Annotated in this window: 21 protein-coding genes; 7 read left to right on the top strand and 14 right to left on the bottom strand. The window is 44.7% G+C overall.

Annotated features, from left to right (window positions below; genetic code table 11):
• Positions 1-11 precede the first annotated feature (11 nt).
• The 3 genes from LZG73_RS19425 to murA all read left to right on the top strand — a co-directional run bounded on the left by LZG73_RS19425 (position 12) and on the right by murA (position 4,613).
• Positions 12-2,444 (top strand): C25 family cysteine peptidase, encoded by a 2,433-nt coding sequence (locus LZG73_RS19425; protein ID WP_233853658.1) that lies wholly within the window; start codon positions 12-14, stop codon positions 2,442-2,444.
• 66 nt (positions 2,445-2,510) lie between these two features.
• A complete protein-coding gene (locus LZG73_RS19420; RefSeq protein ID WP_233853656.1) occupies positions 2,511-3,263 on the top strand; it encodes a DUF4290 domain-containing protein in 753 nt (250 codons plus the stop codon).
• A 42-nt stretch (positions 3,264-3,305) separates the two neighbouring features.
• On the top strand, positions 3,306-4,613 hold the full coding sequence (murA, locus tag LZG73_RS19415) for a UDP-N-acetylglucosamine 1-carboxyvinyltransferase (protein ID WP_233853654.1): 1,308 nt from the start codon (positions 3,306-3,308) through the stop codon (positions 4,611-4,613).
• A gap of 49 nt (positions 4,614-4,662) precedes the next feature.
• Here murA and LZG73_RS19410 read toward each other — a convergent pair whose 3' ends face one another.
• A complete protein-coding gene (locus LZG73_RS19410; protein WP_233853648.1) occupies positions 4,663-5,517 on the bottom strand; it encodes a DUF1080 domain-containing protein in 855 nt (284 codons plus the stop codon).
• A gap of 131 nt (positions 5,518-5,648) precedes the next feature.
• On the opposite strand from LZG73_RS19410, the gene LZG73_RS19405 reads away from it, so the two are divergent.
• Positions 5,649-6,971: a deoxyribodipyrimidine photo-lyase gene (locus LZG73_RS19405; RefSeq protein ID WP_233853647.1), complete on the top strand. Its 1,323-nt coding sequence runs from the start codon at positions 5,649-5,651 to the stop codon at positions 6,969-6,971.
• Here the strand turns inward: LZG73_RS19405 and LZG73_RS19400 are convergent, their stop codons facing one another.
• From LZG73_RS19400 to hisH, 13 genes are all read right to left on the bottom strand, one after another.
• Entirely contained in the window at positions 6,972-8,252 is a 1,281-nt protein-coding gene (locus LZG73_RS19400) for a pitrilysin family protein (RefSeq protein ID WP_233853646.1), read from the bottom strand.
• A gap of 79 nt (positions 8,253-8,331) precedes the next feature.
• On the bottom strand, positions 8,332-9,495 hold the full coding sequence (porV, locus tag LZG73_RS19395; protein WP_233853644.1) for a type IX secretion system outer membrane channel protein PorV: 1,164 nt from the start codon (positions 9,493-9,495) through the stop codon (positions 8,332-8,334).
• Between the two features lie 104 nt (positions 9,496-9,599).
• The gene (porU, locus tag LZG73_RS19390; RefSeq protein WP_233853642.1) at positions 9,600-12,923 is read right to left on the bottom strand and encodes a type IX secretion system sortase PorU; all 3,324 of its coding nucleotides are present in this window, start codon (positions 12,921-12,923) and stop codon (positions 9,600-9,602) included.
• Between the two features lie 46 nt (positions 12,924-12,969).
• Positions 12,970-13,584: a hypothetical protein gene (locus LZG73_RS19385; protein ID WP_233853635.1), complete on the bottom strand. Its 615-nt coding sequence runs from the start codon at positions 13,582-13,584 to the stop codon at positions 12,970-12,972.
• Positions 13,585-13,652: 68 nt separating this feature from the next.
• A complete protein-coding gene (locus LZG73_RS19380) occupies positions 13,653-13,940 on the bottom strand; it encodes a hypothetical protein (protein WP_233853634.1) in 288 nt (95 codons plus the stop codon).
• Positions 13,941-13,983: 43 nt separating this feature from the next.
• Positions 13,984-14,757: a geranylgeranylglyceryl/heptaprenylglyceryl phosphate synthase gene (locus LZG73_RS19375; protein WP_233853630.1), complete on the bottom strand. Its 774-nt coding sequence runs from the start codon at positions 14,755-14,757 to the stop codon at positions 13,984-13,986.
• Entirely contained in the window at positions 14,754-15,155 is a 402-nt protein-coding gene (locus LZG73_RS19370; RefSeq protein WP_233853628.1) for a hypothetical protein, read from the bottom strand. Before LZG73_RS19370 ends, LZG73_RS19375 begins: the two co-directional genes overlap by 4 nt.
• A gap of 98 nt (positions 15,156-15,253) precedes the next feature.
• On the bottom strand, positions 15,254-15,592 hold the full coding sequence (locus tag LZG73_RS19365) for a phage holin family protein (protein ID WP_233853626.1): 339 nt from the start codon (positions 15,590-15,592) through the stop codon (positions 15,254-15,256).
• Between the two features lie 59 nt (positions 15,593-15,651).
• The gene (locus tag LZG73_RS19360) at positions 15,652-15,987 is read right to left on the bottom strand and encodes a phage holin family protein (RefSeq protein ID WP_233853625.1); all 336 of its coding nucleotides are present in this window, start codon (positions 15,985-15,987) and stop codon (positions 15,652-15,654) included.
• A 13-nt stretch (positions 15,988-16,000) separates the two neighbouring features.
• Positions 16,001-16,630 carry a bifunctional phosphoribosyl-AMP cyclohydrolase/phosphoribosyl-ATP diphosphatase HisIE gene (gene hisIE, locus LZG73_RS19355; RefSeq protein WP_233853623.1) on the bottom strand — a complete coding sequence of 210 codons (630 nt, stop codon included), beginning with the start codon at positions 16,628-16,630 and terminating at the stop codon, positions 16,001-16,003.
• 81 nt (positions 16,631-16,711) lie between these two features.
• The gene (hisF, locus tag LZG73_RS19350; RefSeq protein ID WP_233853615.1) at positions 16,712-17,485 is read right to left on the bottom strand and encodes an imidazole glycerol phosphate synthase subunit HisF; all 774 of its coding nucleotides are present in this window, start codon (positions 17,483-17,485) and stop codon (positions 16,712-16,714) included.
• Between the two features lies 1 nt (position 17,486).
• A complete protein-coding gene (gene hisA / locus LZG73_RS19345; protein WP_233853607.1) occupies positions 17,487-18,209 on the bottom strand; it encodes a 1-(5-phosphoribosyl)-5-[(5-phosphoribosylamino)methylideneamino]imidazole-4-carboxamide isomerase in 723 nt (240 codons plus the stop codon).
• A gap of 10 nt (positions 18,210-18,219) precedes the next feature.
• Complete coding sequence (gene hisH / locus LZG73_RS19340; RefSeq protein ID WP_233853604.1) at positions 18,220-18,810, bottom strand: imidazole glycerol phosphate synthase subunit HisH; 591 nt, start codon at positions 18,808-18,810, stop codon at positions 18,220-18,222.
• A 281-nt stretch (positions 18,811-19,091) separates the two neighbouring features.
• On the opposite strand from hisH, the gene LZG73_RS19335 reads away from it, so the two are divergent.
• The 3 genes from LZG73_RS19335 to LZG73_RS19325 all read left to right on the top strand — a co-directional run bounded on the left by LZG73_RS19335 (position 19,092) and on the right by LZG73_RS19325 (position 24,943).
• Positions 19,092-20,582, top strand: a complete 1,491-nt coding sequence (locus tag LZG73_RS19335; protein WP_233853602.1) for a M14 family zinc carboxypeptidase — start codon at positions 19,092-19,094, stop codon at positions 20,580-20,582.
• Between the two features lie 115 nt (positions 20,583-20,697).
• Positions 20,698-23,514, top strand: coding sequence for a TonB-dependent receptor (locus LZG73_RS19330; RefSeq protein ID WP_233853600.1), 2,817 nt, complete (start codon positions 20,698-20,700; stop codon positions 23,512-23,514).
• 70 nt (positions 23,515-23,584) lie between these two features.
• Positions 23,585-24,943 carry a T9SS C-terminal target domain-containing protein gene (locus LZG73_RS19325; RefSeq protein ID WP_233853598.1) on the top strand — a complete coding sequence of 453 codons (1,359 nt, stop codon included), beginning with the start codon at positions 23,585-23,587 and terminating at the stop codon, positions 24,941-24,943.
• Positions 24,944-25,120: the final 177 nt, after the last annotated feature.

The following is a 25,120-nucleotide window of genomic DNA, read 5'->3' as shown; positions in this document are numbered from 1 at the left end:
ACACACTATGTATGCACATCACTATTTACCGGATCTTATTTTTTTGCATTCTGGACTTCCTGGCGCCAGTGTCGCTGTGTGCGCAAAAGTTGTTTGGAAACGAATGGATTATTCCCTCCAACTCTTACTTGCGCATTCCTGTTGTTCAAACGGGTTTTTACAAAATTTCAACCCAGGAACTCGTTAATGCAGGTTTTCCAATTGATTCCGGCAGCGTTGCAGGCTATCAAATGTTTCGTCGTGGAAAGGAATTAGCCATTGAAGTAATTCATAATCAAACCAATACGGGCGCTGAAATCAAGTTTTATGGCGAACGAAATGATGGTGCATTGGACACTGCTCTTTATGTAACGCCTGATGCAATCCCACACACGCATTACAGCTTGTATTCGGACACGAGCGCGTATTTTTTGACCTGGCAAAAAGGTGTAATTGGAAAACGAATCAGCAACAAAGACACAATTCCCGCGTCGGATTCCATCGATTATCATTTTGAAGCAATTGAAAAGCTGTTCATTTCACATTATGCGCCGGGAAATTTTTATCCGCCCGAAAGCGGCTTTAATGACGGCTCCGCATTGACAACTTACGATTATGGCGAAGGATGGACAGGGCCGGAGATCAAAGAAAATGAATCCTCCCGCTTTTCATTCGAGCTGGACAAAGCAGATGTTGAAAGGTTTGGCCAAGCGGAAGTTGAAATGGTTGTTGTCGGCAGATCTGCCGGAGAACATGCATTGGAGCTGTGGACGCATGGTCAAGCCGGATTGAAAAAAATGCTGCATGCCGTTAAGTTGGAGGATTTCAATTCAATAACTTTCAAAATACAGTTGTCAGGGGAAGATTTGAAGACGAATAAATTGGAGTTTGAGTTATTATCCAATGCGAGCAAAGGCAGCGTTTCGGTCTCTTACATTAAGATAAAATATCCCCAAAAAGGCGCGAAACGTGTTTTTAATTCAATGCCGATTTTGAAACCACGATTGGTGAAATTCAGCAACATTAAGCCTGATAAAGTCGATTACCTCATCTTAACCCATCCTGCGGTGCGTGAGAAAGTAAACGGCGCTGACCCGGTTGAGGCATATGCAGCATATCGTGCTTCTTCGGCTGGCGGAAATTACAAGCCATTGATTATAGAGAGCGAAGCGGTTTTTGACCAATTTAATTATGGCGAACCCGGACCGTCAGGCTTAAAAAACTTGATTTCCTGGTTTGCGCAGGCTGGACATTTAAAATTCGTTTTCCTGATTGGAAGATCCATTGATCCGCAAAAAGCTCGCAAATCGCAAGACGCCCGAATAACAGATTTGGTGCCAAATGCTGGCTGGCCCGGATCAGACATTGCTTTGGTCATGGGTCATGATTCCGCCTCTGGGTTGAACCCGATTGTAGCCATTGGACGGCTTAATGCATTGAATGCTCAGCAAGTTGCCGATTATTTAAACAAAGTAAAAGCAATGGAAGGCGAACCTGCTGATGCGCCCTGGCGGAAAAATATTTTGCATCTGAGCGGCGGGCGATCTCCTGAAGAACTGTCGACTTTTCTGGATTATGTGAAGTCTTTTGAACAAAAAATTGACCATGCTGCATTGTCGGCGAATGTTGAAACAATTTCAAAAAAGACGACCGACGCGGTTGAAAGGCTTCCGCTGCATATTCCTATTAACAAAGGTGTGGGTCTGATCACATTGTTTGGGCATTCGAGCCTGGATGTGACGGACATTGACATTGGATTAGCCAGCGATCCGCAAGCGCAGATTCAGAACCATCCGCGCTATCCCGCGATCATTGTCAACGGCTGCGCTGCCGGCAGCATATTTTATTCAAACAGAGCGCTTAGCAACGATTGGATTCTCAGCCCAAATAATGGCGCCATTCTTTTTCTCGCGCACACTTTTAATGGCTTATCCACTGATTTGAAGCATTACACGGAAAGTTTTTATGAAGTTTTAGCGGATTCAAGTTTTACAAATCAACCATTTGGCATTATTCAAAATGAAGCAATCCACCGCAATTTGACCAAACACAAAAACATCAGCGCAATCATTACGGCTCAACAAATGGTGTTGCACGGCGATCCTGCAATCCGCATTTTTCCGAAAAACACAACATTGCAAGCGGGCAACAATGAGCCCGCATCATCGGGCATTCGTGCAATCAATGTTTTCCCAAACCCTTCTAAACATTTGTTTCACTTTTTTGTTGAATTTGAATCACTGGAAACTCCCAAAAATGTTAATTTATTCGTTTACGATTTGTGGGGAAGAAAAGTGAATGAATCTACATTTAAGGCAGATTCCCGAAAAAACGAGTGGCTGTGGAATCCTGAAAACCTCTCAACAAGCGTTTATTTGTACAGACTGGAAATTGACGATGGGAAAACGCCTATTTCACCGGCCGCCGAAAAGGCATTGCAGGGAAGATTGATTTGGCTGCATTAAGCCTGCCCATCCTTTTCTTTCCGTAAAAACTTCTTATTTTTGTTGATTATAAAATGACTTATCCACTTGAAAGAATACGGTAGTAACGTACAAAAACTTGCTGATCACATCGTTAAGATGGAAGATAAGGCAAAGCGCAACCTCTACGCGCACATTCTGGTTGAGCTTATGCGTCAGATCCATCCCAACATGCGGGATAACCAGGATTACACCAACAAACTTTGGGACGACCTGTACATTATTTCGGGATTTGAACTGGATGTTGACAGCCCTTTTCCACCGCCTTCGCCCGAAGCGTTAGGAAAAAAACCGCTTACAGTTGGTTACAATCAGCAAAATCTAATGTATCGACATTACGGCCGCAACATTGATTTGCTTCTCGAAAAGGCAATTAACACCGAAAACAAAGAGGATAAGCTGGCATTTGTTTCCTACATTTTCCGCCTTATGCGCTCATTCTTCAACACCTGGAACAAGGACAATCCGGAAGACAATGTGCTGCTTGGTCAGCTTGAACAGCTGAGCAAAGGCCAATTGCAGGAAGAAATTGATTATATCCGTGCAAATGGCCCGATCGAGGCCGCGCCAAAAGACCGCAATAACAGCAGCCAGGAGCGTAACCGCGGAAACAGCCATCAAGGTGGCGGCAACGGGGGCGGATTTAAAGCGCAGCCCAATCATAACTCCGAGCGGCAGGGAGGCAACAATAACCAAGGCAACTCCAACCGAAACCGGCCCAATAACAAGTTCGCAGGCCGAAATAATAACGGAAACAACAACAATAACAACCGGAATAACCGCAAAAAACCTGGAATTTAAATCCAGGTTTAATTTTATCCTGTCAATTGCCCAAAATCACCTATGGCTTCATTTAAAATAACCGGAGATAAACGTCTTAAGGGTTCCATCATTCCCCAAGGCGCGAAAAACGAGGCGTTGCAAATCCTGTGCGCCGTACTTTTGACCAAAGAACCGGTAACAATTCACAATATTCCGAACATTCGCGACGTCAATCAGCTCATTAATCTTTTGGGAGATTTGGGCGTTCGCAGGACCATATTAAACGAATCGTCCATTCGCTTTGAAGCGAGTGACATTAATCTGGATTATCTGGAATCAGATGCATTCCGACAAAAAGCAGCAGCGCTTCGTGGCTCTGTAATGTTGCTGGGGCCAATGCTTGCCCGTTTCAGAAAAGGACGAATTCCACGTCCGGGAGGCGATAAAATCGGCCGCAGAAGATTGGATACGCACTTTTTAGGTTTTGAAAAGCTTGGGGCGCAATTTAGTTATGACGAAGAAGACGGCGGGTTTTACAAAGTTGATGCCGCTAACTTGAAAGGCGCTTATATGCTTCTGGATGAGGCTTCTGTCACAGGAACAGCGAACGTTTTGATGGCAGCAGTTATGGCCGAAGGAACGACCACAATTTACAATGCTGCCTGCGAGCCATATTTGCAGCAATTGTGTAAAATGCTCAATAGAATGGGCGCCAAGATTTCCGGAATTGCTTCCAACTTACTGGTCGTAGAAGGCGTAACCCAGTTGAACGGAACGGAGCACACCATGCTTCCCGACATGATCGAAATCGGCAGCTTCATCGGCTTGGCTGCCATGACGCAATCAGAAATCACGATCAAAAACTGTCAGATTCAGCAGCTGGGCATTATTCCTGATGTTTTTCAAAGACTTGGGATCAAAATGGAGTTTCAGGGAGATGATATTTTCATTCCCGCGCAGGAACATTACCGCATTGAAAACTTCCTGGACGGTTCCACCATGTCTGTTGCAGACGCGCCTTGGCCTGGATTTACACCGGATTTGCTAAGCATTATTTTGGTAACCGCCACACAAGCGCAAGGAACAGTGCTGATCCATCAAAAAATGTTTGAAAGCCGCCTGTTTTTCGTGGACAAATTAATTGAAATGGGTGCTCAGATCATTCTCTGCGACCCTCATCGAGCAACCGTTATTGGACATAACCGCGAAACACAATTACGCGGAATCCGGATGACTTCCCCTGATATCCGCGCCGGAGTTGCGCTTTTAATTGCAGCATTATCCGCAAAAGGCGTCAGCATTATTGACAATATTGAACAAATCGACCGCGGTTATCAGAACATTGACGGTCGTTTGAATGCGATTGGTGCTGAGATTGTGCGTTTATAGTAGCGAGCGAGACTTTCCAGGTTTCGAAAACCTGGAAAGTCTTTACACATTATTTCTTCCCATAAGTGCATTTGCTATTATCAGCCTTCACATAGTAAGACTTGAAGTTGGTTGCCTTCGGGTCCATGCAGCCTTTCAGATCCAAAATTTCGACTTTCCTAAACTCAACTGGATGGCTTTCGCTTTGAAGTGAAATGGAGCCGTGGTCTAACAGCTTTCCGTCAACGATTAAGGACGGATCATTTCCACTTACATTGCCGCCGCCAAGTTGGGGTTTGTTATATTCCAAAACCATTTCCCCATTAGCGAAATGTTGGACCAATGAATCGCCAAGCACAAGCACTTCCGCTTTCACCCACTGATCACCGTTATAAGTCTGCGACTTGGAAGTGATGCAATGTTGCGTGATCAGTTTTCCATCCATCACCACATTCGTTCCCGGCGTGCAAAGGTTACACGTTGTGCGTTTTTTGCCGTCTCCGCCAAGTAATTGCACCTCAATGGACGCAGGAAAATCCTGATCTTTTCCCATGGTTGAAGCCGGTTGCCCGTGCACCATAATGCCGCTGTTCCGCCAAGCCCAACCCTCTCCTTTTGGCGCCTGTTCACCTACAAAACGATATTCTACGGAAATGCGATAATATGAAAAATCGCCTTTGTAAAAGATGTGCCCGTATTTCTGCTTAAAATCATCATACTTGTCGTAGCGAACAACCATTTTGCCATCTTCTACGCGGAATGTGTTCAAGTAATTGTCGTTCAGCTCGTAACCACGAATTTTAATATCCCAGCCGTCTAGATTTTTGCCGTTAAAAAGCTGTTTCCATTCCTGCTTATCGGCGTTTTTTTGTCCAAAAACAACGAAGCTGATGATGCTGAAAAAAAGTGTAAGTTGTAATTTCATGGATTAAGGATTAATGTGATACAAAGTAAACAGACGGTTGGTACAAATCTGGGACATCCAAAAAAATGTTTACTTCGTATTTATACAAAGCTTCTTGCTGTGTTGGCATACTATTTCTGCAACTTGATTTTATGAGTTTAAAAACAAAAGAAAAAATCACGCTATTCTGGTTTCGACGCGATTTAAGATTGCATGACAATGCCGGATTATACTATGCATTGCGGTGGAAAACGCCGGTTGTTCCCGTGTTTATTTTTGACAAAACGATTCTGGATGACCTTGATAATAAGGAGGATAGGCGCTTGACGTTCATTCATCAGAACGTTGTTGCGTTACAAAAAGAGCTGAATCAGATCGGGTCTGATATTCTTGTGTTTTACGGTCACCCAACTGATGTTTGGAAAGAACTTAGCGAGCAATATGACATTGCCGAAGTGTTTACAAACACAGATTATGAGCCTTATGCAACGGAAAGGGACACCGCCGTAGCCAAAATTTTGCACACAAAAAACGCAGAACTGAAAGCTTACAAGGATCAGGTTATTTTTGAGAAGAAAGAAATACTCAGTGCCCAGAACACGCCATACACGGTTTTCACGCCTTACAGCCGCATGTGGAGACAGCAATGCAATGATTTTTATCTGTCATCCTATCCCAATGAAAAGTATTTCAAAAACTTCCTGAAATGGACCGGAAGTGAAATTCCGACCTTGGAACAAATGGGTTTCAAGCGCACGGACGAAGATTTCCCATCCAGCAAAATCCCTGCTGAATTGCTCGAAAACTATGAAAAAGGAAGAGATTTCCCTGCTATGGAAGCCACGAGTCGCATTGGCATTCACTTGCGATTTGGAACGGTGAGCATTCGCGAGCTCGCACGATACGCGATGCAGCACAGCAATTTATATCTGAATGAGTTGATCTGGCGGGAGTTCTATCAGCAAATTCTCTCCAACTTCCCGCATGTGGGCAAAGGCAAGGCATTCCGGGCGCCATATGATGACATTGAATGGGGTTACGACAAAGATGCATTCCAAAAATGGTGTGATGGCAAAACGGGTTATCCGCTCGTCGACGCCGGAATGCGGCAAATGAATGCAATCGGCTTCATGCACAACCGTGTTAGGATGGTAACTGCGAGCTTTTTATCCAAACATTTGCTGCTTAACTGGCGCCTGGGCGAAGCTTATTTTGCCGAAAAATTGCTGGATTACGACATGGCTGCGAACAATGGCGGCTGGCAATGGGCGGTTGGATCGGGCACGGACGCTGCGCCTTATTTCCGGATCTTCAATCCCGAGGCCCAAGCCAAAAAGTTTGACCCAAAAGGAGAATATATCAAAAAATGGGTCCCGGAGATCGGCACTGCCGCATATCCGGAACCCATGGTCGACCATAAAATGGCGCGAGAACGTTGTCTCAAAGCTTATAAAAAAGCATTGGAAAAGTCGTAACTATTTGCCTCCCGCAATGACTATAAGCATATCATCCGGTTGCAAATATTGCGTTGCCATATCGAGCACATCCTGGCTTGTTGTTGCGTGGATTTGATCAATGTAATGTTTGAAGAAATCCGTCGGCAGGCCGTCCAGAAGCAATATTTTTTGGCGGTCAGCCACTTCGAATGCTGTGTTCAATGATCCTGCGAACTCGCCGCACATGAAATTTTTAACGGTTTGCAACTCTTCCTCGCCTACGAGCTCGGTTTGCAGGCGATATATTTCTTTCTTGATTTCGTCAATGGTTTGCTGGGTGAACTCCTTCTTCACATCCGTCCCGATCATATAATAACCTTCTTTGCGCAACGTTACGAGGTGCGACGAAATGCCGTAAGTCAAGCCTTTTTCTTCCCTGATATTTTTCATCAGCCGCGACCCAAAATATCCGCCCAAAATTTCATTTGTAACGAGCATTTTAAAGTAATCCGGGTGATGGCGGTTGAATAATCTGCGGCCCATCCGGATTGAAGATTGCACGCTTTCTGGCCTTTCGACCACCAGTTCAACATTAGCGTAAACAGTTTGCGCAAAGTCTTTTCCAGAAAAAAACGCCTCACTCACTTCGACTCTCCCCAGGTGTTCATTGACAATTTGAATGTCCGTTTCCTCAACCTGACCAGCCAGCACAACGGTAAACTTGCCGTTTTTCACAAACTGCTCATAGTGATTTCTGATCGCAGCCAGCGGAAGTGATGAAATTTGCTCCTCGTCCTGACTTTGTCCATATGGATGATTGCTGCCAAACAATTTCGCGCGAAATGCGGTTGTGGCGAGGTAAGCATTCTTTTCTTTATTTACCCTGAGATTTTGAATGTTGATATTGCGCAAATCCTGCAACTCCTTTTCAGGGAAACTAGGCTCATTAATCAACTCGCTTACAAGCTCTAAAACCTCCGGTAGGAACCTCGAAAGCGCATAAACGACGATTCCTATACGATCGGCAGTGTGGGTCATTTCGGTAAAAGCCCCTATCCTGTCAAAGGCTTCACTGATCTCTGCAGAAGTTTTATTTCTCGTGCCTTCCGAAAGCATTTTAATCGCAAAAAATGAAGCTCCTATTTCGCTTTCGAACCAGTTTCCAGCCTCGAAAATACATTCCAGACGGATAACCGGCTGGTCGCCAATATTGATCACATGCACCAATGTGCCGTTGTTGAGCGTGTAAGTTTGCGGATCCGGTAAATGAACTGATTTTATAACTCTAAATTCAGGGGCAATGGTGCGGTCAAGGATCATGGGCAAGGTTGAGTAATAAAAAAACGAATGACGTTACAATAACGCCATTCGTTTTGAATTAATGAATTTATAAACGCGCTTAGTTTTCTGTGTCGTTAACGTCCAACTTTTCTGCTTTATTCAAGCCAAGAGCAAGCGTGATTCGAAGCGTCTGAGCCAATGGGCTGCCTTGTGTTACCGGGAAAAGATAAGCAAAGTCAACTGAATATTTGTTCAGGAAATGCGCTCCGGCACCCGCAGTGAAATATTTCTGACCGCCTTTATTCTTGTTTTCTGTGTTGTAACCCGCGCGAAGTGCGAAGATATCATTGTACCAATATTCACCACCGACTGCCAGGCCAACTTCCTGAATTTCCTCTTGAAAACCGTCGGGAGCATCAGAGAATGAGCCAAACACGCCTTTAAGCACTGGAAGTGTATTAACATTTGTCACTCCGTCTGGCGTTGGCACCATTAGCTTTCTGGCATCTACAACAAAATTGAAGCGATTGCGTCCGTCCGCAGAGAATGATATTCCACCACCCAGTTTCAGGTTAGTTGGAATAAAATTTTCCGAGTCTTCAATTGAAGAATAACTGATTTTACCCCCTAAATTAGAAAGTACGGCACCTAACGTCCACACAAACTCTCCGCCCGTGTCATCATTGCGAATTGCTTTTCTATAAAATGCACTGATATCACCAGCCGCCACACGAGCGGGGCTGATCGACGTTCCAGCAACAAGTGCTGATCCTGCAAGGTTGGAAGAAATGTATTTCAATGTCAAACCCATCGAGAAGTTCTTGGCCAATTGGCGCGAGTAAGTTCCGCTGATAGCAAGCTCCCTGGATGTGAAATAACCATTTTGCGCTCCTGTTGAAGTTCTGAGATCCAGCTCACCATTGTTAAAATAGTTAACCGAAACGGCAACTGCCTGTTTGTCTCCAAGTTTTTTGTAAGCGGTCAAGTAGCCGAGCCACATGTCGTCTACAAGGTTTCTCAACCAAGGTGTGTAAGAAGCAGAAACGCCAAGGTCTTTTGTGTTATAAGGCAACTTCGCAGCATTCCAATATGTCGAGTTCGCATCAGGGCTAAGCGCAACCCCGGCTTCACCCATCGCAGCGCTTCTGGCGTCAGGAGCAAATGTTAAAAATGAAAGCGGTGAATGTGGAATTCTTTGTGATCTTGGAAGTATGGTTTGGGCTAAAATTGTACCCGTTGATAGGATGAAAAGAGAAGATAAACTAACAAAAAAAAGTCTCATAGAAATTGGATTTGCGATAGGAAGTGCTTTGAATCAGCTTCTTTAAAGGGTCAAAAATACAATGAAAGATAGTTAATACTAGAAAAATACTAAGTTTTATTCAACTATGGAGAACGTATGAGCTTTCCTGATTGCTGGTCGGTTGAGTTGTCTTTTAGCGACCTGATGCTTAATTGATACACCAGCGAAGTATGGTTTGGAATTCCCTGCCCCAGCTGCCTTGCACTGAATGACTCACGGAGAACCGACTCACTGTTATAATATTGCCTGTGGAATCCCTCCAAAAACTTCCCATTGTTTAAAAATATATTAAAAACTATTTCTACATCCTCATTTACTCTGTCATGACTCAGTTCAAATGATAGATCTTTATCGAATGGGTTTGGATAGACTTTAAGCGCGTTGAGTTTTATGCCTTTGACTGCACCTACTTGAAATCCGAACGCAATTTCTGAAAAGTTAGTATAACTATCCCATACTTTTACCCGAATTACATATTTACCGGTCGGTAAGTTTTCAAACGGATATGTGATCGTTCCTTTGCGGTAATCGTCAAGGTCAGCCGTGTAGTATTCGTTCAATGGGATAGTGAGCGTGTCGTTGATCACCATCGTAATTTGATGCCCGATTCCGGCGTTCGAAATGCTAATTCCGCTCTCATCACTGGCCGTCACATACATTACAGACGAAGGTGCGATGACGTCCCCTTCTTTGAAAGACATATCATTCATGTAAGCGGCCAGTTTGGGCGGCGTGTTATCATTGCCAGGTTTGACACTGCCACCGATTATGACATCCAGTTGCGCGCTCGCATCAGCCAGACTGTCTCCACTAACCGCATAAACGTTTGCCCTGCCAATTCCTGTACGATAATCAATGTCTTTGGGCATCACGAATTCACAAGTAAACTTCCCCTTAGTAACCTTTACACTCCCATCGAACAGTTTGCTGCGATACTCTGCATAATTTTCAGGATTTCCCTCATTGCCAAGTGTTTTGAATGTTGTTTGCTTGTCATATAATATAACCCGCACTGTTCCGTCGAAGAGACTGTCTTTTTTTGAGTTGTCAAAATCAAACACTTCACCGGTCAAGGTCACTTTTTTTAAGGCGCGGAGTGTGTCTGGTTTCTGGGCCCACCGGATTCCCTTTTGTGCTTCGGCCAATTTCATGGATGGATCGGCAAGCAATGTGAAATTCCGGTTCAAACTTCCCACAAGCGCCTTATTTTTTGTTTCTCTGAAAATATCCCCTAGTCTGCGGTTGAGCTGCTTTCTGGTTAATCCTTCGTAAAATGCTTTGCTTAACGTAAAATTTGTGCTGGAATATACCGGCCGTGTTGTGCTGATGGCACCAATTGCGGCGCCTCTCGGACTCAAAACCATTAATTCTGCTCCTGAAACCAGTCCGGGATCATCATAGCGACCAAAATCACAAGTTGCTGTAAACAACAATGGCAGATTATCCATCCCACGCGCAGCTTGCATGTCGGCAAGGGTTAGCACTTGCTCCTCTGCCCAGCCACTCACGCCGCCGTGTCCTGTGTAATTCAGGATCAATGTGCCTTCATTTATCTTTTTATTAATCAGCTTATTAACCTCAACCGCCCTCTGGCCAGCCGCGCCTGTGGTTTGCGGAAATGCGTCGATGAAAGCTCGTGAAGACATAAATTGACTTTGCACCAATTGCGCCAATTCGTCTGCGTGGCGCTGGTGAATGTTCCCGTCGCCATCGTCGGCTACAAATTGAATTGCATTGCGCCAGTTACCTAAAGCACGCTCCGAAGAGCCATATCTGATTAATTTATCAACGATTATCTTAGCCTCTGTAAGTGATTTAACGGGCAGTCTGCCTATGCCAATGTCAAGCGTCGCATCACCGGAAGCAGATTCCTCCCAACCGCCTTCACCCGTTTCGAGCAAACCATAATAATCATCTGACGAATAAGTGTAAACCGGATTGAGCGACTCTCGACTTTCATAAACCGGCACCCATTCACTGCGCTGGGCATCCGACTGGTTTTTCAGCGCATTTTTATAGTCAAATGCAGCATCACCAAACAAAAGCAAATATTTCAACTTGCCCGGTGTTTTTTGATAAAGCTGTTTTGCAAAATCTCTTATGGCAGTTAAATCCGGCTTTCCGGTGGCGTATTCATTGTAAATCTGCGTTGTTGTGACCACCAGCGTTTCGAGTCCGTCATTGCTTTCCCGAAAAGCAGCAAGTCTCTCAGCTTCTTGTTTCCAGGCAGCAGGCGTCACAATCAACAAATCTGGTGTTTTGTTTCCAATCAGGTTTTGAGGGTCAATTCTTCCTAAATAAACCGGTTCAAAGGCGTCATTTGATTCAAATCCAATGTATTGACTGATTTTTTTCCCACCTATTGTGCTGAAAGTCAGTATTCCGTCTTTTGCATTTTGTCCGACATTGGAAGGAATGGCTGCATTCGTCACGTTCCAAAGCATCCAGTCAGATTTGACATTGGCAACTTGATGCGTAATCGTGTCAGTCTTTTCCGGTAAAAATCTATATAACTGCTGGGCATCATAAGCGCGCAATGTGCGCTTCACTTGCAATGCAACATAATTCAAATAACCCTGGGCGGCACTTTGCCCGCCCCTATCGTAAGTGACGCCTATGGCCATAGATTCCAATGGCACATTGTCCGCTGCAACCGAATAAGTTGCATCCTCGCGAAGCGCTTTAATATCGTACGTTCCCGTGCTGATGGTTCCAATGGCCGCTTCCCCAATTTGCTTGCCATTCAATTGCCACAGAAATTTTGTCGGAACCTGCGCTGCACCAATGGCCGAAGTCCGCACTTTAATAGTGGATGACGGGACAATTCCCGGAAAATTTGCGGTTATCGTTAGAGGTGAATTGGCAAGATATTCACCCCACCATTCGCGGCCCGATTTCAATAAATTGTAAGTCTCAGATTCATGAAACCAGTAATCATCGAATTGATTGATAATCTTGCTTTTATCAGAAACAATTGTAGGCTGCTCTTTAACCCGCAAACCATTCTTCTGCCCGAATGTCAGAAAGTAAAAGCTTGAATCAGAATAAATGTTGATTTGGTGCCTGAGTTCGGCCTTGACTGAATCGTAAGTAACTGCATGCGGCGATTCGGCGAAAAAGTAAATGGCGTCGGTTTCATCAAATTTTCCGTCATCTTCGCCGGAAACCCAGATCGCGCTTTCCGCCAATGCATTGGAATGCAATGCATTATTCGCTTGCGGCAGCATCCCGCCTGGATGCCCAAAAATCTGTATCTGCTTTGGATTGATCTCACCAGGGTTTGCACCCAGCTTTCGAAGGAAATTTGCGTCAATGCGGTAAATTCCCGTGTTGCTAACCGCCAGCTTATGCCAGTTTCCGGATGCCAGGACCGAGTTTTCCTGCGCCAGCGCCGAGAAACAGAGCATTGATGCTAGATAGCATAACACCAATCTAAAAATCAAGCTTTGATGATTAGCATGCTTCAACCAATGCATGGGCTGGAATGGTGTAAAGGCGCTTGGAAGCTTTGTCCGTGCAAAGCACGCGCGTCCTCCTGAGCGAACCGCGGATGAATAATCTGTCTTGAAACACGAAGCTGCTGCCTTCATGCAGTTGAACAAGGGCAATTCTGGATGAATCGTTTTCCCGTTCATCGTATTTACGGATGGCGTTAAAAAGGATTTGGTCGCCTCCGGTTGAGGCCTTTGGATTTTTGGAATAACGAATTAATGCGCTAAGAATGTCTGCCGGAAAATGATTTTCATCCAGCACTGGTTGCAGCAAAGTTGAGAATTCCCGTTTCCATTCAATCCCATGTGGCGCAACGCGCTTTCTTAGACGAACTTTATAATGCGCATGAACCACGCAATGTGCCACTTCATGAAGGTAAGTGATCAGGAAATTGTATGGATTTAGGTTGACATTGACAGTGATTCTTGGTACAAAACCGGGTTTTACCGTAAAGTCACCCAACCTGGTGCGCCTTGGGCGCGAGAGGAAGAAATCGAACTTATATTGTTTGTGTAAAGACTCGCAATATGCAATGGCGGCCGGGGGGACATGCAGGCCAAAGGAGATGTTTTTCATTCCTTAAATAAAAAAAGAAAAGCGCTATTTTCATAGCGCTTTTCGCGAATTTCGACTTGTACGTCTAATTACTTAACTGAATCAGCAGCAGCTGTGTCTGTAGACATTGTGTCAACCGCAGTTGTATCAACAGATGGAGTTTCAACAGTTACAGCAGTAGTGTCAGCAGATTCGTCAGCTGGTTTGCTAGTACAAGCAGCGAAAGTTACCATCCCGGCAACGAACGCCAATGCAAATATTTTTTTCATTTCTTGGGTGTAATTAAGGTTCGATACAAATGTAGCAGGATTAATTCGAATATTCCCAACCTTTGGGATTGTATTTTTCCAAGAACTTAAAATTTCCTTAGAAAACACTCAAATCCCTTTATTTTATACAATTAAATCCCTAATTATTCACCTAAACACTTTCCGTTTTCCGATTGAACGCCTTGACGCAAGCGGCAATCTCAGGAAGCAGATTGGGGTTTTGTTCTATTCCGTTACCAACTACAATTACATCGGCTCCCGCATTCAATGCAATGTCGGCCTTCCCGTATGAATCAATTCCGCCACCAACAATGATCGGCGTGTCAACTGCTTGTCGCACGGCTGCGATGGTTTCGCCTGTAACGGGAAACTGAGCGCCGCTTCCGGCGTCTAGGAAAATATGTTTTAGTCCGAGAAACTCTCCAGCCAGCGCTGTGCAGGCGACAATCCCCGGCTTATCACGTGGCAATGGTGTTGTATTACTGATGTAAGAAACTGTGGTGAGCTTTCCGCTTTCGATGAGTAAATAACCTGTCGGCAAAACTTCAATTCCGCTTCGTTTAAGTAGTGGAGCAGCAATAACGTGCTGTCCTATAAGCAGTTCAGCATTCCGGCCGGAAATAAGGGATAGAAAAAGCACAGCGTCCGCAGAAGGATCAATGTGCAGACTGCTTCCTGGAAAAAGGATAGCAGGAATAGTTGTATGCTGGTGAATAGCGGCAATAAGCTCATCTATCGCGTAGTTGGTAATTAGACTGCCTCCTACAAAAAAGAAGTCCACGCCGTGCCCAACCGCATATTCTAAGAATTTCGGAAAAGTGGAAAAATTAACTTTATCAGGATCCAAGAGAACAGCAAACGATTTCCTTTTTTCTATTCTTCTTGTTGAAAGGAGGTCTGCTATCTTATGATTCGCTGTTTTCATTCGATTTTTCTATCATCTGCAATTATATGTTTTAGCTTCTGGCGCGCCCATCCCACAGCCAATGTCCAGGCTAAACTTTGAACGGCTGCTCCAACCGCAAACTTCTTCTTTTGTTTCGACTCGACCGCCTTGTAAATTTCGGCTTCCGCTTCGGCTCTTTTTTCCTTCTTACTCTTCGGCAGGAATGCATTCAACACAACAAAAGTTGTCGCTACAACGCCTCCTATGATCAAAGCCTGTTTTCCGTAAGTTGATGCTTCACTTTTTAACCCAGTCCATTGAAGTTCAAGCTTATCTCTGTACAGATCAGCATCAAGCTCCAAGTCTTTTTTTTCTTTGTCCGTGTCGGACGAGAACGGTTTCGTGATCTTTACGGAAGAATCTATTGAAGCACTCATTTCATTTTTTAGTTTAATGATGACCTGAGAAATTTTCAAAAGGAACCCAAAAATAGCAATTTGAGTGAATTTTTCCCCAAAATACTATTTCAAAAGTGTTAATCCTCTTTTATCTTAATAAAACGAACAAGTATTCCCCGAATAAAATTGAGTAGCTTTTCTCTGTAAACAATCAGAATTACCAGCGTCAAAACGAAAAATCCGAGCAAAATAAGGAAGCCTAAATAGTCACTATCCAGCCACTTGTTCAGGAAAGTTCCAAGCAGAATAACTACTAAAATAAGCACTGTAAGACCTATGCAGAGTAAAATGGCGCCATAAAGGGCCATCACGACCGCACGTTCAATCTTATCTCTTGTTTCAATTTTAAACAGATCGATCCTTGTTTCGAAATATTTAAAAAGCGTGTCCTTAATGTCCTCTAGTTGACTTAGCATAAGCAGTAGTTTTCAATCATGTGTAATCAATTGAGGCTCACATTGAGCTGAATTTCACACTAATCCAAAAACATACCAAGGATGGCGGACACGACTGAAACGACAAGTCCAAAAAGCAAAGCAGGAATAAATCCGCTGATCGAGAAGCCGTCGACCAGGTAAGTTGCCAGATAAATTATAAACACATTGACGACAAAATAGAACAGCCCGAGCGTCATGATGGTGATCGGCAGCGCGAGAATTTGTAATACGGGCTTTAAAAATGTGTTCAGTAAACCCAGCACAATCGCGACTATAATTGCAGTTGTGGTGCTCGCTACAACGACACCGGGAATCAAATGAGCCGCAATAAGAATAGCTAATGTGCTGACAAGCAAGCGTATTATTAATTTCATAAACGATCAATTTTTATTTGTGACGGTTGCGAAGTACGCCAATTACCTCATCTAAGTCAATGTTTTTCTGTTCCAAAAGAACGAGCAGGTGAAAAAGCAAATCGGACACTTCATTCTTAAAAAGATCCGCATCATCGTCCTTCGATTCTATCACAACTTCGACCGCTTCCTCCCCGACCTTCTGCGCAATTTTGTTGATTCCCTTCCGGAACAGGCTGCTCGTGTAAGACTCATCCAGCGGGTTTAATTTTCTTTCGCGGATCACTTCCTTTTGCAGGTAATTGAGAAACGATGCTTCCCCGATTCGTGTATCCTGACTATTTTTTTCCCCAAAGCATGTATCCGCTCCAGTGTGGCAAGTGGGGCCGGCCGGAGTTGCCTTAATAAGGATTGTATCGCCATCACAATCTGCGACTATCTCGTTCACAAAAAGGAAGTTACCGGAAGTTTCCCCCTTGGTCCAGAGCCTTTGTTTACTGCGACTGAAAAACGTCACGGTCCCTAGTTGCTTGGTTTTTTCCAATGCTTCCTGACTCATATAACCGAGCATCAGCACTTTGCTGGTGTGCACATCCTGGATAATGGCCGGCACGAGTCCGTCCGGCGATTTATCAAAATCAATTGTTGAAAAAGTATCGCTCATCTTAAATAATCATTTGGACAAAGTTGCATTCTTTCCGGCTATTTCAGCTGACCGAGCCGGCATTAGTTGACAAAACCGGCGTCAGCGCGTCATGCGCATGGGAAGATTTTTGTCGTGAAGATATTGTTTCAAATCAGGAATATCGATTTCACGGAAGTGAAAAATGCTGGCAGCCAAACCTGCATCCGCTTTTCCAGTCGTGAAAACTTCATAAAAATGCTCCATATTTCCGGCCCCGCCGGAGGCTATCACGGGAATGTTTGCAGCGCCGCTTATGGTTGCAGTAAGTTCCAGCGCAAATCCGGCTTTGGTCCCATCCGTATCCATTGACGTCAACAAAATTTCCCCTGCGCCGCGCTCTTCCACTTCCTTAGCCCAGGGAATGGTGCGCAGTTCCGTAGGCTTGCGGCCGCCGTGCGTGTGCACAATGTGCTCGTGACCGTTTTCGGTTTCAATGTAACGTGTATCAATCGCCACGACAATGCATTGACTGCCGAATTCAAGCGAAAGCTCGTTGATCAGATCCGGATTTTTCACGGCGGCTGAATTGATGGAAACCTTATCGGCCCCAGCGTGCAGCAATGCAGAAACATCCGCAATGGATGAGATCCCGCCGCCCACAGTAAAAGGAATGTTGATCGTGTGCGCGACTTTCCTTACCAGATCAATGAAAGTTGAACGGCCATCAACTGTGGCTGTAATGTCCAGATAAACAAGCTCATCCGCACCATGCGCAGCGTAAAGCGCACCCAGCTCAACCGCATCTCCGGCATCTCGCAGATTGACAAAATTGACCCCTTTAACTGTCCGTCCGTCCTTCACGTCCAGACAAGGAATGATTCGTTTTGTTAGCATATCAATTCAAAAAATGCTGTAAATCTGTCAGTTTGATCCGGTTTTCGTAAATCGCCTTTCCGATGATCACGCCGTAAATGTTCATTTCAGCGAGCTTTTCCACATCTCCCAGTCCGCTGATTCCGCCGCTGGCAATGATTTTCAAGTCAGGACATTTGTCTTGCAAATTTTTATACAGGTCAAAAGACGGCCCTTGCAGTAAACCATCTTTCGCCACATCCGTGCTGATGGTGTATTTCACGCCTTTGTCAACATAATTTTCAACAAAATCATAAACCCAGATTTCCGTCCCTTCTTCCCAGCCGCTCACCGCCACTTTTTCTTTCTTCGCATCTGCACCCAAAATGATTTTTTCACCGCCATAAACAGAAAGCCAGTTCAGGAAAACCTCCGGATTTTTCACTGCAATGCTGCCCCCGGTCGCTTGTTTGGCGCCGCTTTCAAAAACAGCTTTCAAATCCTCATCCGATTGGACGCCTCCGCCAAAATCAACCTGCAATGAAGTTTTAGAAGCGATCTTTTCCAACACTTTCCAGTTCACCACTTTCTTGGCTTTTGCTCCGTCCAGATCCACCAAATGCAAACGTCTCAGTCCCGCATCCTGGAACTGCAATGCCACTTCAAGCGGATTTTCATTATATATGGTTTTTTGCCCGTAATCTCCCTGGGTTAGGCGCACGCACTTTCCTTCGATCAGGTCAATGGCTGGTATTATTTCAATCATTATGAAGGGTTTATATGATGTCTAAAAAATTTTGAAGGATCTGCTGGCCAGCGTCACCGCTGATTTCACAGTGAAATTGGGCCGCAAAAAAATTGTCCTTATGCAGCATGGCGCTGAACGGGAGCACATATTCGCAACTTGCGACCGTGTATTCACAAACCGGAGCAGCGTAACTATGCACAAAATAAACATATGCATTGTCGGGCAAGCCAGTGGTAAGCGCGGTTTGGTAACCAGTAATGTTATTCCAGCCCATATGCGGCACTTTGAGGTCCGTATCACCGGGGAATCGTTTCACGTCAACATCAAAAATCCCCATGCATTCTGTGTTATTTTCTTCTGAAAACCTGCACATAAGCTGCATGCCAATGCATGTTCCGAAAAAAGGCTGTTTCAATGTCGGGATCACCTTGTCCAGCCCGACTTTCCGGAGATAATTCATCGTTGTGCTGGCCTCTCCCACGCCGGGAAAAATCACCTTATCCGCCGACCGAATCTCCTCCACGTCGTCCGTATAAAGGTAACTCGCGCCAATGCGGTCCAGCGCATACATGACCGATTGCACATTGCCGGCGTTGTATTTAATTATTACTGTTTTCATTCAATGTGGTTTGAGTCAAAACAAAAAAAGCCCGATTTTAAAAATCGGGCTTCTGGGATACTATGTATTCAACCTTATTACAACACTACTTGCAAAAACACATCACCCAAGACGTCCGAAAGCCATATGGCTATGATGAAATTGATGATTTGTTTCAGCTTTAAACATGCACAAATGTAAGTAATATTTGCTAAAACCAGAAAGCCTGAAAGCAAATATTACATTAAAATTTGCTTAGAAAATTCTTGTACATTGCGATTACAAAACGGCTTTGTACGATCATGCGCATTTTCATTTCACAACTATTTTTCATTCTTATTACCTTGACCACCGTTACATCCCAGGCACAGTCTGACGAGCTGGCTAGCCGCCTTTTTAACATTCACGACACTTTCCGCGAGGGCACATTAACGCAGCGCCGCTTCAAACAAAAAGACATTCTCCCGCTCATTGCCAAGCGCCAGGGCAACCCGCTCTACAAAATTGAAACCGTCGGCCAATCATTTGAAGGCAGGACAATTCAAATGCTAAAAATAGGCACAGGCAAGAAAAAAGTGCTCCTATGGACCCAAATGCACGGAGATGAGCCCACTGCAACCATGGCGAGCTTTGATATATTTAATTTTTTGGAGGGGAAAAACGATGGCTTCGACGACTTCCGCAAAGAGCTGCTTGAAAAAACAACGCTGTATTTTGTCCCCATGCTTAATCCCGACGGAGCGGAACGTTACCAGCGCCGAACCATGCAGGGCGTCGATATGAACCGCGACGCGGCTTCCCGCCAAACGCCCGAAGCTGTGATTTTGAAAGGATTGGTGGACCAGTTGAAACCAGATTACGGCTTCAATCTGCATGATCAAAGCCCGCGTTATTCTGCCGGCAGAAGTGCCAAAGTTGCGACGATTTCCTTCCTTGCCACTTCCTATGATTATGAGCTCTCCATCAACCCCGTTCGCGAGCGATCCATGCAGCTGATCGTGGGCATGAATAAGGTTTTGCAAAAATACATTCCCGGCCAGGTTGCACGCTATGCGGACGATCATGAGCCACGCGGGTTTGGTGATAATGTGCAGAAATGGGGAACAACATTGGTGCTCATTGAGTCGGGTGGTTATGTGGGCGATCCTGAGAAACAATACATTAGGAAGCTCAACTTCATGGCGATTCTTTCTGCTTTGGATAAAATCGCGGACAACTCCCTGACAAAGGAAAAGCGCGATGATTACTATAAAATCCCTGAGAACGGGCGCTGGGTTTATGATCTTGTTGTGCGCAATGCGACAGTGAAACAATCGGGCAAATCATTCCTGGCCGACCTCGGCATTAACCGCAATGAAGTGAGTTATTCCAATGCGACCAAGTTCTTTTATTACAGCAAAATTGAAGACTTCGGCGACCTCCATCCGCAATTCGGAAGCCAAGAGATCGACGCCACGGGATTGACCATTGAAAAAGGAAAAGTTTATCCAACGGCTTATAAAAACGTAAGCGAGATTGGAAAACTCAATGCTTTGAGCTTGTTAAAACAGGGTTACACTTACGTCCGCTTAACGCCCGATGCTAACACCCGGGCGCTTGGACTTTACTTCACAACTGCTCCCCTCCACGTGCTGAGAAGCGGTCAGGCAGCACCTTCCGGAACGCCGGGATTGGGCAATACAGCCACATTTATCCTCAAAAAAGGCAGTGTTGTGAAGTATGCAGTTATCAATGGTTTTGTGTATGACCTGGACAATTATGACGCCGGAGAAGGAAACGGAATTATTGAGTAAGTGCTTGATTTTAAACAAAAAACCACATTCCGAAATAACCGAGCCATAACATGGGCTTAACATTGGGGTAACATTAGCGATCTACTTTTGTGTCGAAATAAGTCTGACACAAAACATGAAATCAAAAGTTACCTCTTTTTTATTTTTCCTCCTCACCACTTCGCTGGTTTACGCCCAAACGGGATCCATTAAGGGAAACATTGTCGATTACAAAACAAAAGAAGCAGTCATCGGAGCCAGCGTTGTTCTCAAAGGCTCCACTCCACCAATAGGAACAGCGACGGACATTGAAGGAAACTTCGACATTCAGAATATTCCAACAGGAAAACAAACAGTTATCGTAAGCTACGTTTCTTACAAGCCAAAAGAAATTGCGATTGAAGTTTATCCAAACCAGGCCGTCCTCATTAATACAACCATTGAGGAAGATGTTGCCAACCTGGAAGAGGTTAAAATCGTAGGTCAGCGTCAATCCTTCACCGACGTTTCCGTTATCACCGAAATCAAGCAGGCTGAGCAAATTGCAGTTGGTATTTCTGCCCAGCAAATTCAGAAATCACAAGACCGTGATGCTTCGCAAGTTGTGCGCCGCGTGCCGGGCGTTTCTATCCAGGACGACCGTTTCGTAATTATCCGTGGTTTGAACGAGCGTTATAACACGGTAATGCTGAATGACGCAATCACGCCTTCGACCGAGGTTGACGTGAAATCTTTCTCGTTTGACCTTATCCCTAGCACAGCCATTGACCGGATGATGATCTACAAATCCGGTGCGCCTGAGCTTCCAGGTGAATTTGCAGGCGGGATTATCAAAATTTACACAAAAACAATTCCTGACGACAACGGATTTACATTTAGCTTAACAGGTGGCTATCGCGGAAACACAACATTCAAAAATGTGCGTGACTATGCTGGTTCTTCACTCGACTGGACGGGTTTCGGTGCAACAGACAGAGCACTGCCTAATGGCTTCCCATCAACAAAAAGATTGCAAAGCGAAAATTCACCTTCCGATGCATCATTGAATGCATTCCGCAACCTGCCTGAGTTTTACGATTTAAAATCAAAATCAGTTACGCCTGATTTGCGCGCTTCACTGGGTTACAACCATAAGTTTGAATTGGGAAACATGAAGTTGACAACATTCAATAATGTCAACTATTCATCTACACACCAATTTTTACCAACAACACAATTCCGTTACCTGAGCTTCAATACTGAAAAACAAAAATCAGACATTCAAAGCTCATATCAGGATGAATTGTATCAAAACAATGTCCGCCTGGGTGTAATGTCGAACTGGGCGCTGATCATCAATCCAAATCACAAGATTGAGTTCAGAAACCTCTTCAACCAGCTTTCTAACAAAGAGACCAACTTCCGCCAGGGTTACAATACGGACAATGATACAGAGGTTCAGAACTACGCATTCCGTTACGAGTCCAAAAGCATTTACTCAGGTCAGTTAGGCGGAACGCACGAACTTGGCGCACACACAACCTTGAAATGGCTGGGTGCATTGGGAACAACATTCCGCAGCGAGCCTGATTACCGCCGCTTTATTTCCAGCCGTCCGATGGGCAGCAATGATGAGTTCAAAGTGGAACTTGTTCCGGGTAGCAACGCGAGTTTAACAAGGGGTGCAAGATTTTATTCTAAATTAACTGAATACACAAGTTCATTCCGTGCAGATATCGAACACCGCATCGAACGCAGCGGCTACGAAGATGACGAAAGCATGCAGATCAAACTTCGTGCTGGTGCGTATGGCGAGATGAAAGACAGGTCTTTTAAAGCAAGATGGTTTAACTTGACAAACTCAGGCAACGCTTCACAAGAATTGCTTGACCAGGCTCCCGGCCAGCTTTTCGATTCGCAGAACATTGCACTTGATAAGCTTTATTATGCAGAAAGAACCAACACGGATGATAAATACACTGCCCAAAACACATTAATGGCAGGTTATCTGGGCTCTTACATTCCTTTCAGCAAAAAATTCAATGCTTCGATTGGTCTTAGAGTAGAAAATAACATTCAGAAACTGCAAAGCAGACAGCGTGGTGGTGGCGAGCGCATCCGCGTCAACAACCCGATCTTCCGCTTCTTGCCATCGGCTAACTTCGCTTACAACTTCACTGAAAAATCATTGGTAAGATTGGCTTACTCGGTTTCTGTAAACCGTCCTGAGTTCCGCGAGCTGGCGCCATTTACTTACTATGACTTTAACTTCGACGTATCACGTGTTGGTAACCCGAACCTGAAAACGCCTTCGATCCAGAACGTTGACCTTCGTTACGAGTTTTATCCAAAAGACGGAGAAATGATCTCGGTGGCTGCTTTCTACAAACACTTCACCAACCCGATCGAAGCACGGATTCGTTATGCTGGTTCAGGGATCTCATTCTACGTGGATAATGCAAAATCTGCTTACACAGCGGGTGGTGAAATCGAACTTCGCAAATCGCTTAAAAACCTGACTGTTTCTCCATTCGTAGACAACCTGAGCGTATTGTTAAATGCTTCCTTGATCACAAGTAATGTGTTAACGGGATTTGCAGGACAAGAAAACGACCGTCAGCTGCAAGGACAATCGCCTTACCTGGTTAATGCCGGAATTTACTACAACGATGTGAATCGCGGCTGGCAGGTGAATGCGCTTTACAATGTGGTTGGCCGCAGGATATTCCTGGTTGGAGACAAGGAATTGCAGCCAACAGTTTATGAAATGGCAAGAAACGTGATCGACCTGAATGTGGTGAAAGCATTGGGCGAGCATCTTGAAATCAAATTAGGCATCCAGGATTTGCTTAACCAGCGTTTCCGCCTGATCCAGGACAGTAATCTTGACCAGAAAATTACAGATGTAGACGAAATTTATCAGAGCTACAAAAGAGGAAGTTACTCAACGATTGGAATAACCTATAAATTTTAAAAAAGCAGCAAGTCGTAAACCGGCTCTTTTTATCACCAGAACTTTAACAGTAAAACAAACAATTGAATTTATGAAAAACACAGGTAAACTTTTGAGCTTGCTGATGTTGGGCCTTACAATGTTCGGATCTATCTCTTGTACAAATGATGACGATGATGATGATGACGACATTAATCCGCCGGTTGTAACACCAGTAGGTGAGATAAAAACCGTAACTGGAAAAATCACTGCTAACACGACTTGGAGTGCTACAAACCAATATTTGCTTTCAGGTTTTGTATATGTTGAATCAGGCGCTACACTTACAATTGAGCCGGGTACAATTATCAAAGGTGACAAGACTTCAAAAGGATCTTTGATCGTTCAGCCAGGCGCGAAAATCGTTGCGGTTGGAACTCCTGACAAGCCTATCATCTTCACTTCGAACCAGGCAGCCGGACAACGCAAAGCAGGTGACTGGGGTGGTGTTGTAATTTTGGGAAAAGCACCGGTTAACAAGCCAAATGCAGTAATAGAAGGAGAAAATCAATCTGTTTTCGGTGGAACTGACGCAGCTGACAACTCAGGACAACTTAAATATGTTCGTATCGAATTCGCTGGTATCGCATTTGAAACTGACAAAGAGATCAACGGTCTTACATTCGGTGGCGTTGGTAGCGGAACTGAGGTTGATTACGTACAGGTTTCTAATTCAGGCGATGACTCGTTCGAATGGTTTGGTGGAGCAGTAAATGCAAAACACTTGATCGCTTACCGCGGTTTGGATGACGATTTCGATACTGACAATGGTTTCTCAGGAAACATTCAATACGGCTTTATCCTTCGTGACCCGGCTGTTGCTGACCAGGCTGGTGATTCAAACGGTTTTGAGTCTGACAATGATGCTGCCGGTTCTCCTGCAACGCCTCAGACTTCGGCTAAATTTGCCAACGTTACGCTTGCAATGGCAGAAGGAACGCCTAATGCTAAATTCAACTCTGCATTCCGTATCAGAAGAAACTCTGCAATCTCGGTTTACAACACATTGGTAACTGGCGCATGGCCACGTTCAGCTGTGAGAATCGAAGGTGATCCTGCGATTGCAAACTTCACATCTGGCAAGATCAAAATGGACGGAAATACAGTTGCAATCACTGGAACGCCTGCACAGGGTGTGATCGAAGGCACTACATTAGCGCTTTTCGCTCCTGCTGCAAGCAAAAACAAAGTGGCTGCTGTTGCGGATCTTAAATTGGCAACTGGCTATAACTCCATCACTGCTAAGCCAGGTCTTCTTCCACAAGCAGGTTCTTCATTGTTGACTGGCGGTGCTACGTTGCCAGCAGGATTTGAAGCAAACACAGTTGTTGGTGCATTTGGTGCAACTGACTGGACTGACAAATGGGCTAACTGGGACCCACAAAATGCTAACTACGAGATTAAGAAATAATTAATAGTCTTATATAATTGGTGTCAGAATTTCGAAAGGCCGGAGGCAAATGCTTCCGGTCTTTTTCTTGCTTCAGGGTTTCTTCAACGGCGGCTGCGAATCTTAGTGTAAGCACTTCTATTGTAATAATGAGACGAATAGAATATATTCGGATTCATTTTTTTGTCTTGACAAGTA

The organism is Dyadobacter sp. CY326, assembly GCF_021390515.1.
Lineage (GTDB): Bacteria > Bacteroidota > Bacteroidia > Cytophagales > Spirosomataceae > Dyadobacter.
The sequence above is the reverse complement of the archived record's forward strand: the minus strand, read 5'-3'. Positions and strand labels throughout refer to the sequence as shown.

Bases quoted from the DNA above. Each gene is read 5' to 3' on its own strand.
- LZG73_RS19405 (WP_233853647.1), top strand. From the start codon at position 5,649: ATGAGTTTAAAAACAAAAGAAAAAATCACGCTATTCTGGTTTCGACGC.
- hisH (WP_233853604.1), bottom strand. From the start codon at position 18,810: ATGAAAACAGTAATAATTAAATACAACGCCGGCAATGTGCAATCGGTC.
- LZG73_RS19385 (WP_233853635.1), bottom strand. From the start codon at position 13,584: ATGAAAAACATCTCCTTTGGCCTGCATGTCCCCCCGGCCGCCATTGCA.
- murA (WP_233853654.1), top strand. From the start codon at position 3,306: ATGGCTTCATTTAAAATAACCGGAGATAAACGTCTTAAGGGTTCCATC.
- LZG73_RS19365 (WP_233853626.1), bottom strand. From the start codon at position 15,592: ATGCTAAGTCAACTAGAGGACATTAAGGACACGCTTTTTAAATATTTC.
- LZG73_RS19375 (WP_233853630.1), bottom strand. From the start codon at position 14,757: ATGAAAACAGCGAATCATAAGATAGCAGACCTCCTTTCAACAAGAAGA.
- LZG73_RS19330 (WP_233853600.1), top strand. From the start codon at position 20,698: ATGAAATCAAAAGTTACCTCTTTTTTATTTTTCCTCCTCACCACTTCG.
- hisIE (WP_233853623.1), bottom strand. From the start codon at position 16,630: ATGAGCGATACTTTTTCAACAATTGATTTTGATAAATCGCCGGACGGA.
- LZG73_RS19410 (WP_233853648.1), bottom strand. From the start codon at position 5,517: ATGAAATTACAACTTACACTTTTTTTCAGCATCATCAGCTTCGTTGTT.
- LZG73_RS19370 (WP_233853628.1), bottom strand. From the start codon at position 15,155: ATGAGTGCTTCAATAGATTCTTCCGTAAAGATCACGAAACCGTTCTCG.
- porU (WP_233853642.1), bottom strand. From the start codon at position 12,923: ATGCTCTGTTTCTCGGCGCTGGCGCAGGAAAACTCGGTCCTGGCATCC.
- hisA (WP_233853607.1), bottom strand. From the start codon at position 18,209: ATGATTGAAATAATACCAGCCATTGACCTGATCGAAGGAAAGTGCGTG.
- hisF (WP_233853615.1), bottom strand. From the start codon at position 17,485: ATGCTAACAAAACGAATCATTCCTTGTCTGGACGTGAAGGACGGACGG.
- LZG73_RS19360 (WP_233853625.1), bottom strand. From the start codon at position 15,987: ATGAAATTAATAATACGCTTGCTTGTCAGCACATTAGCTATTCTTATT.
- LZG73_RS19325 (WP_233853598.1), top strand. From the start codon at position 23,585: ATGAAAAACACAGGTAAACTTTTGAGCTTGCTGATGTTGGGCCTTACA.
- porV (WP_233853644.1), bottom strand. From the start codon at position 9,495: ATGAGACTTTTTTTTGTTAGTTTATCTTCTCTTTTCATCCTATCAACG.
- LZG73_RS19335 (WP_233853602.1), top strand. From the start codon at position 19,092: ATGCGCATTTTCATTTCACAACTATTTTTCATTCTTATTACCTTGACC.
- LZG73_RS19425 (WP_233853658.1), top strand. From the start codon at position 12: ATGCACATCACTATTTACCGGATCTTATTTTTTTGCATTCTGGACTTC.
- LZG73_RS19400 (WP_233853646.1), bottom strand. From the start codon at position 8,252: ATGATCCTTGACCGCACCATTGCCCCTGAATTTAGAGTTATAAAATCA.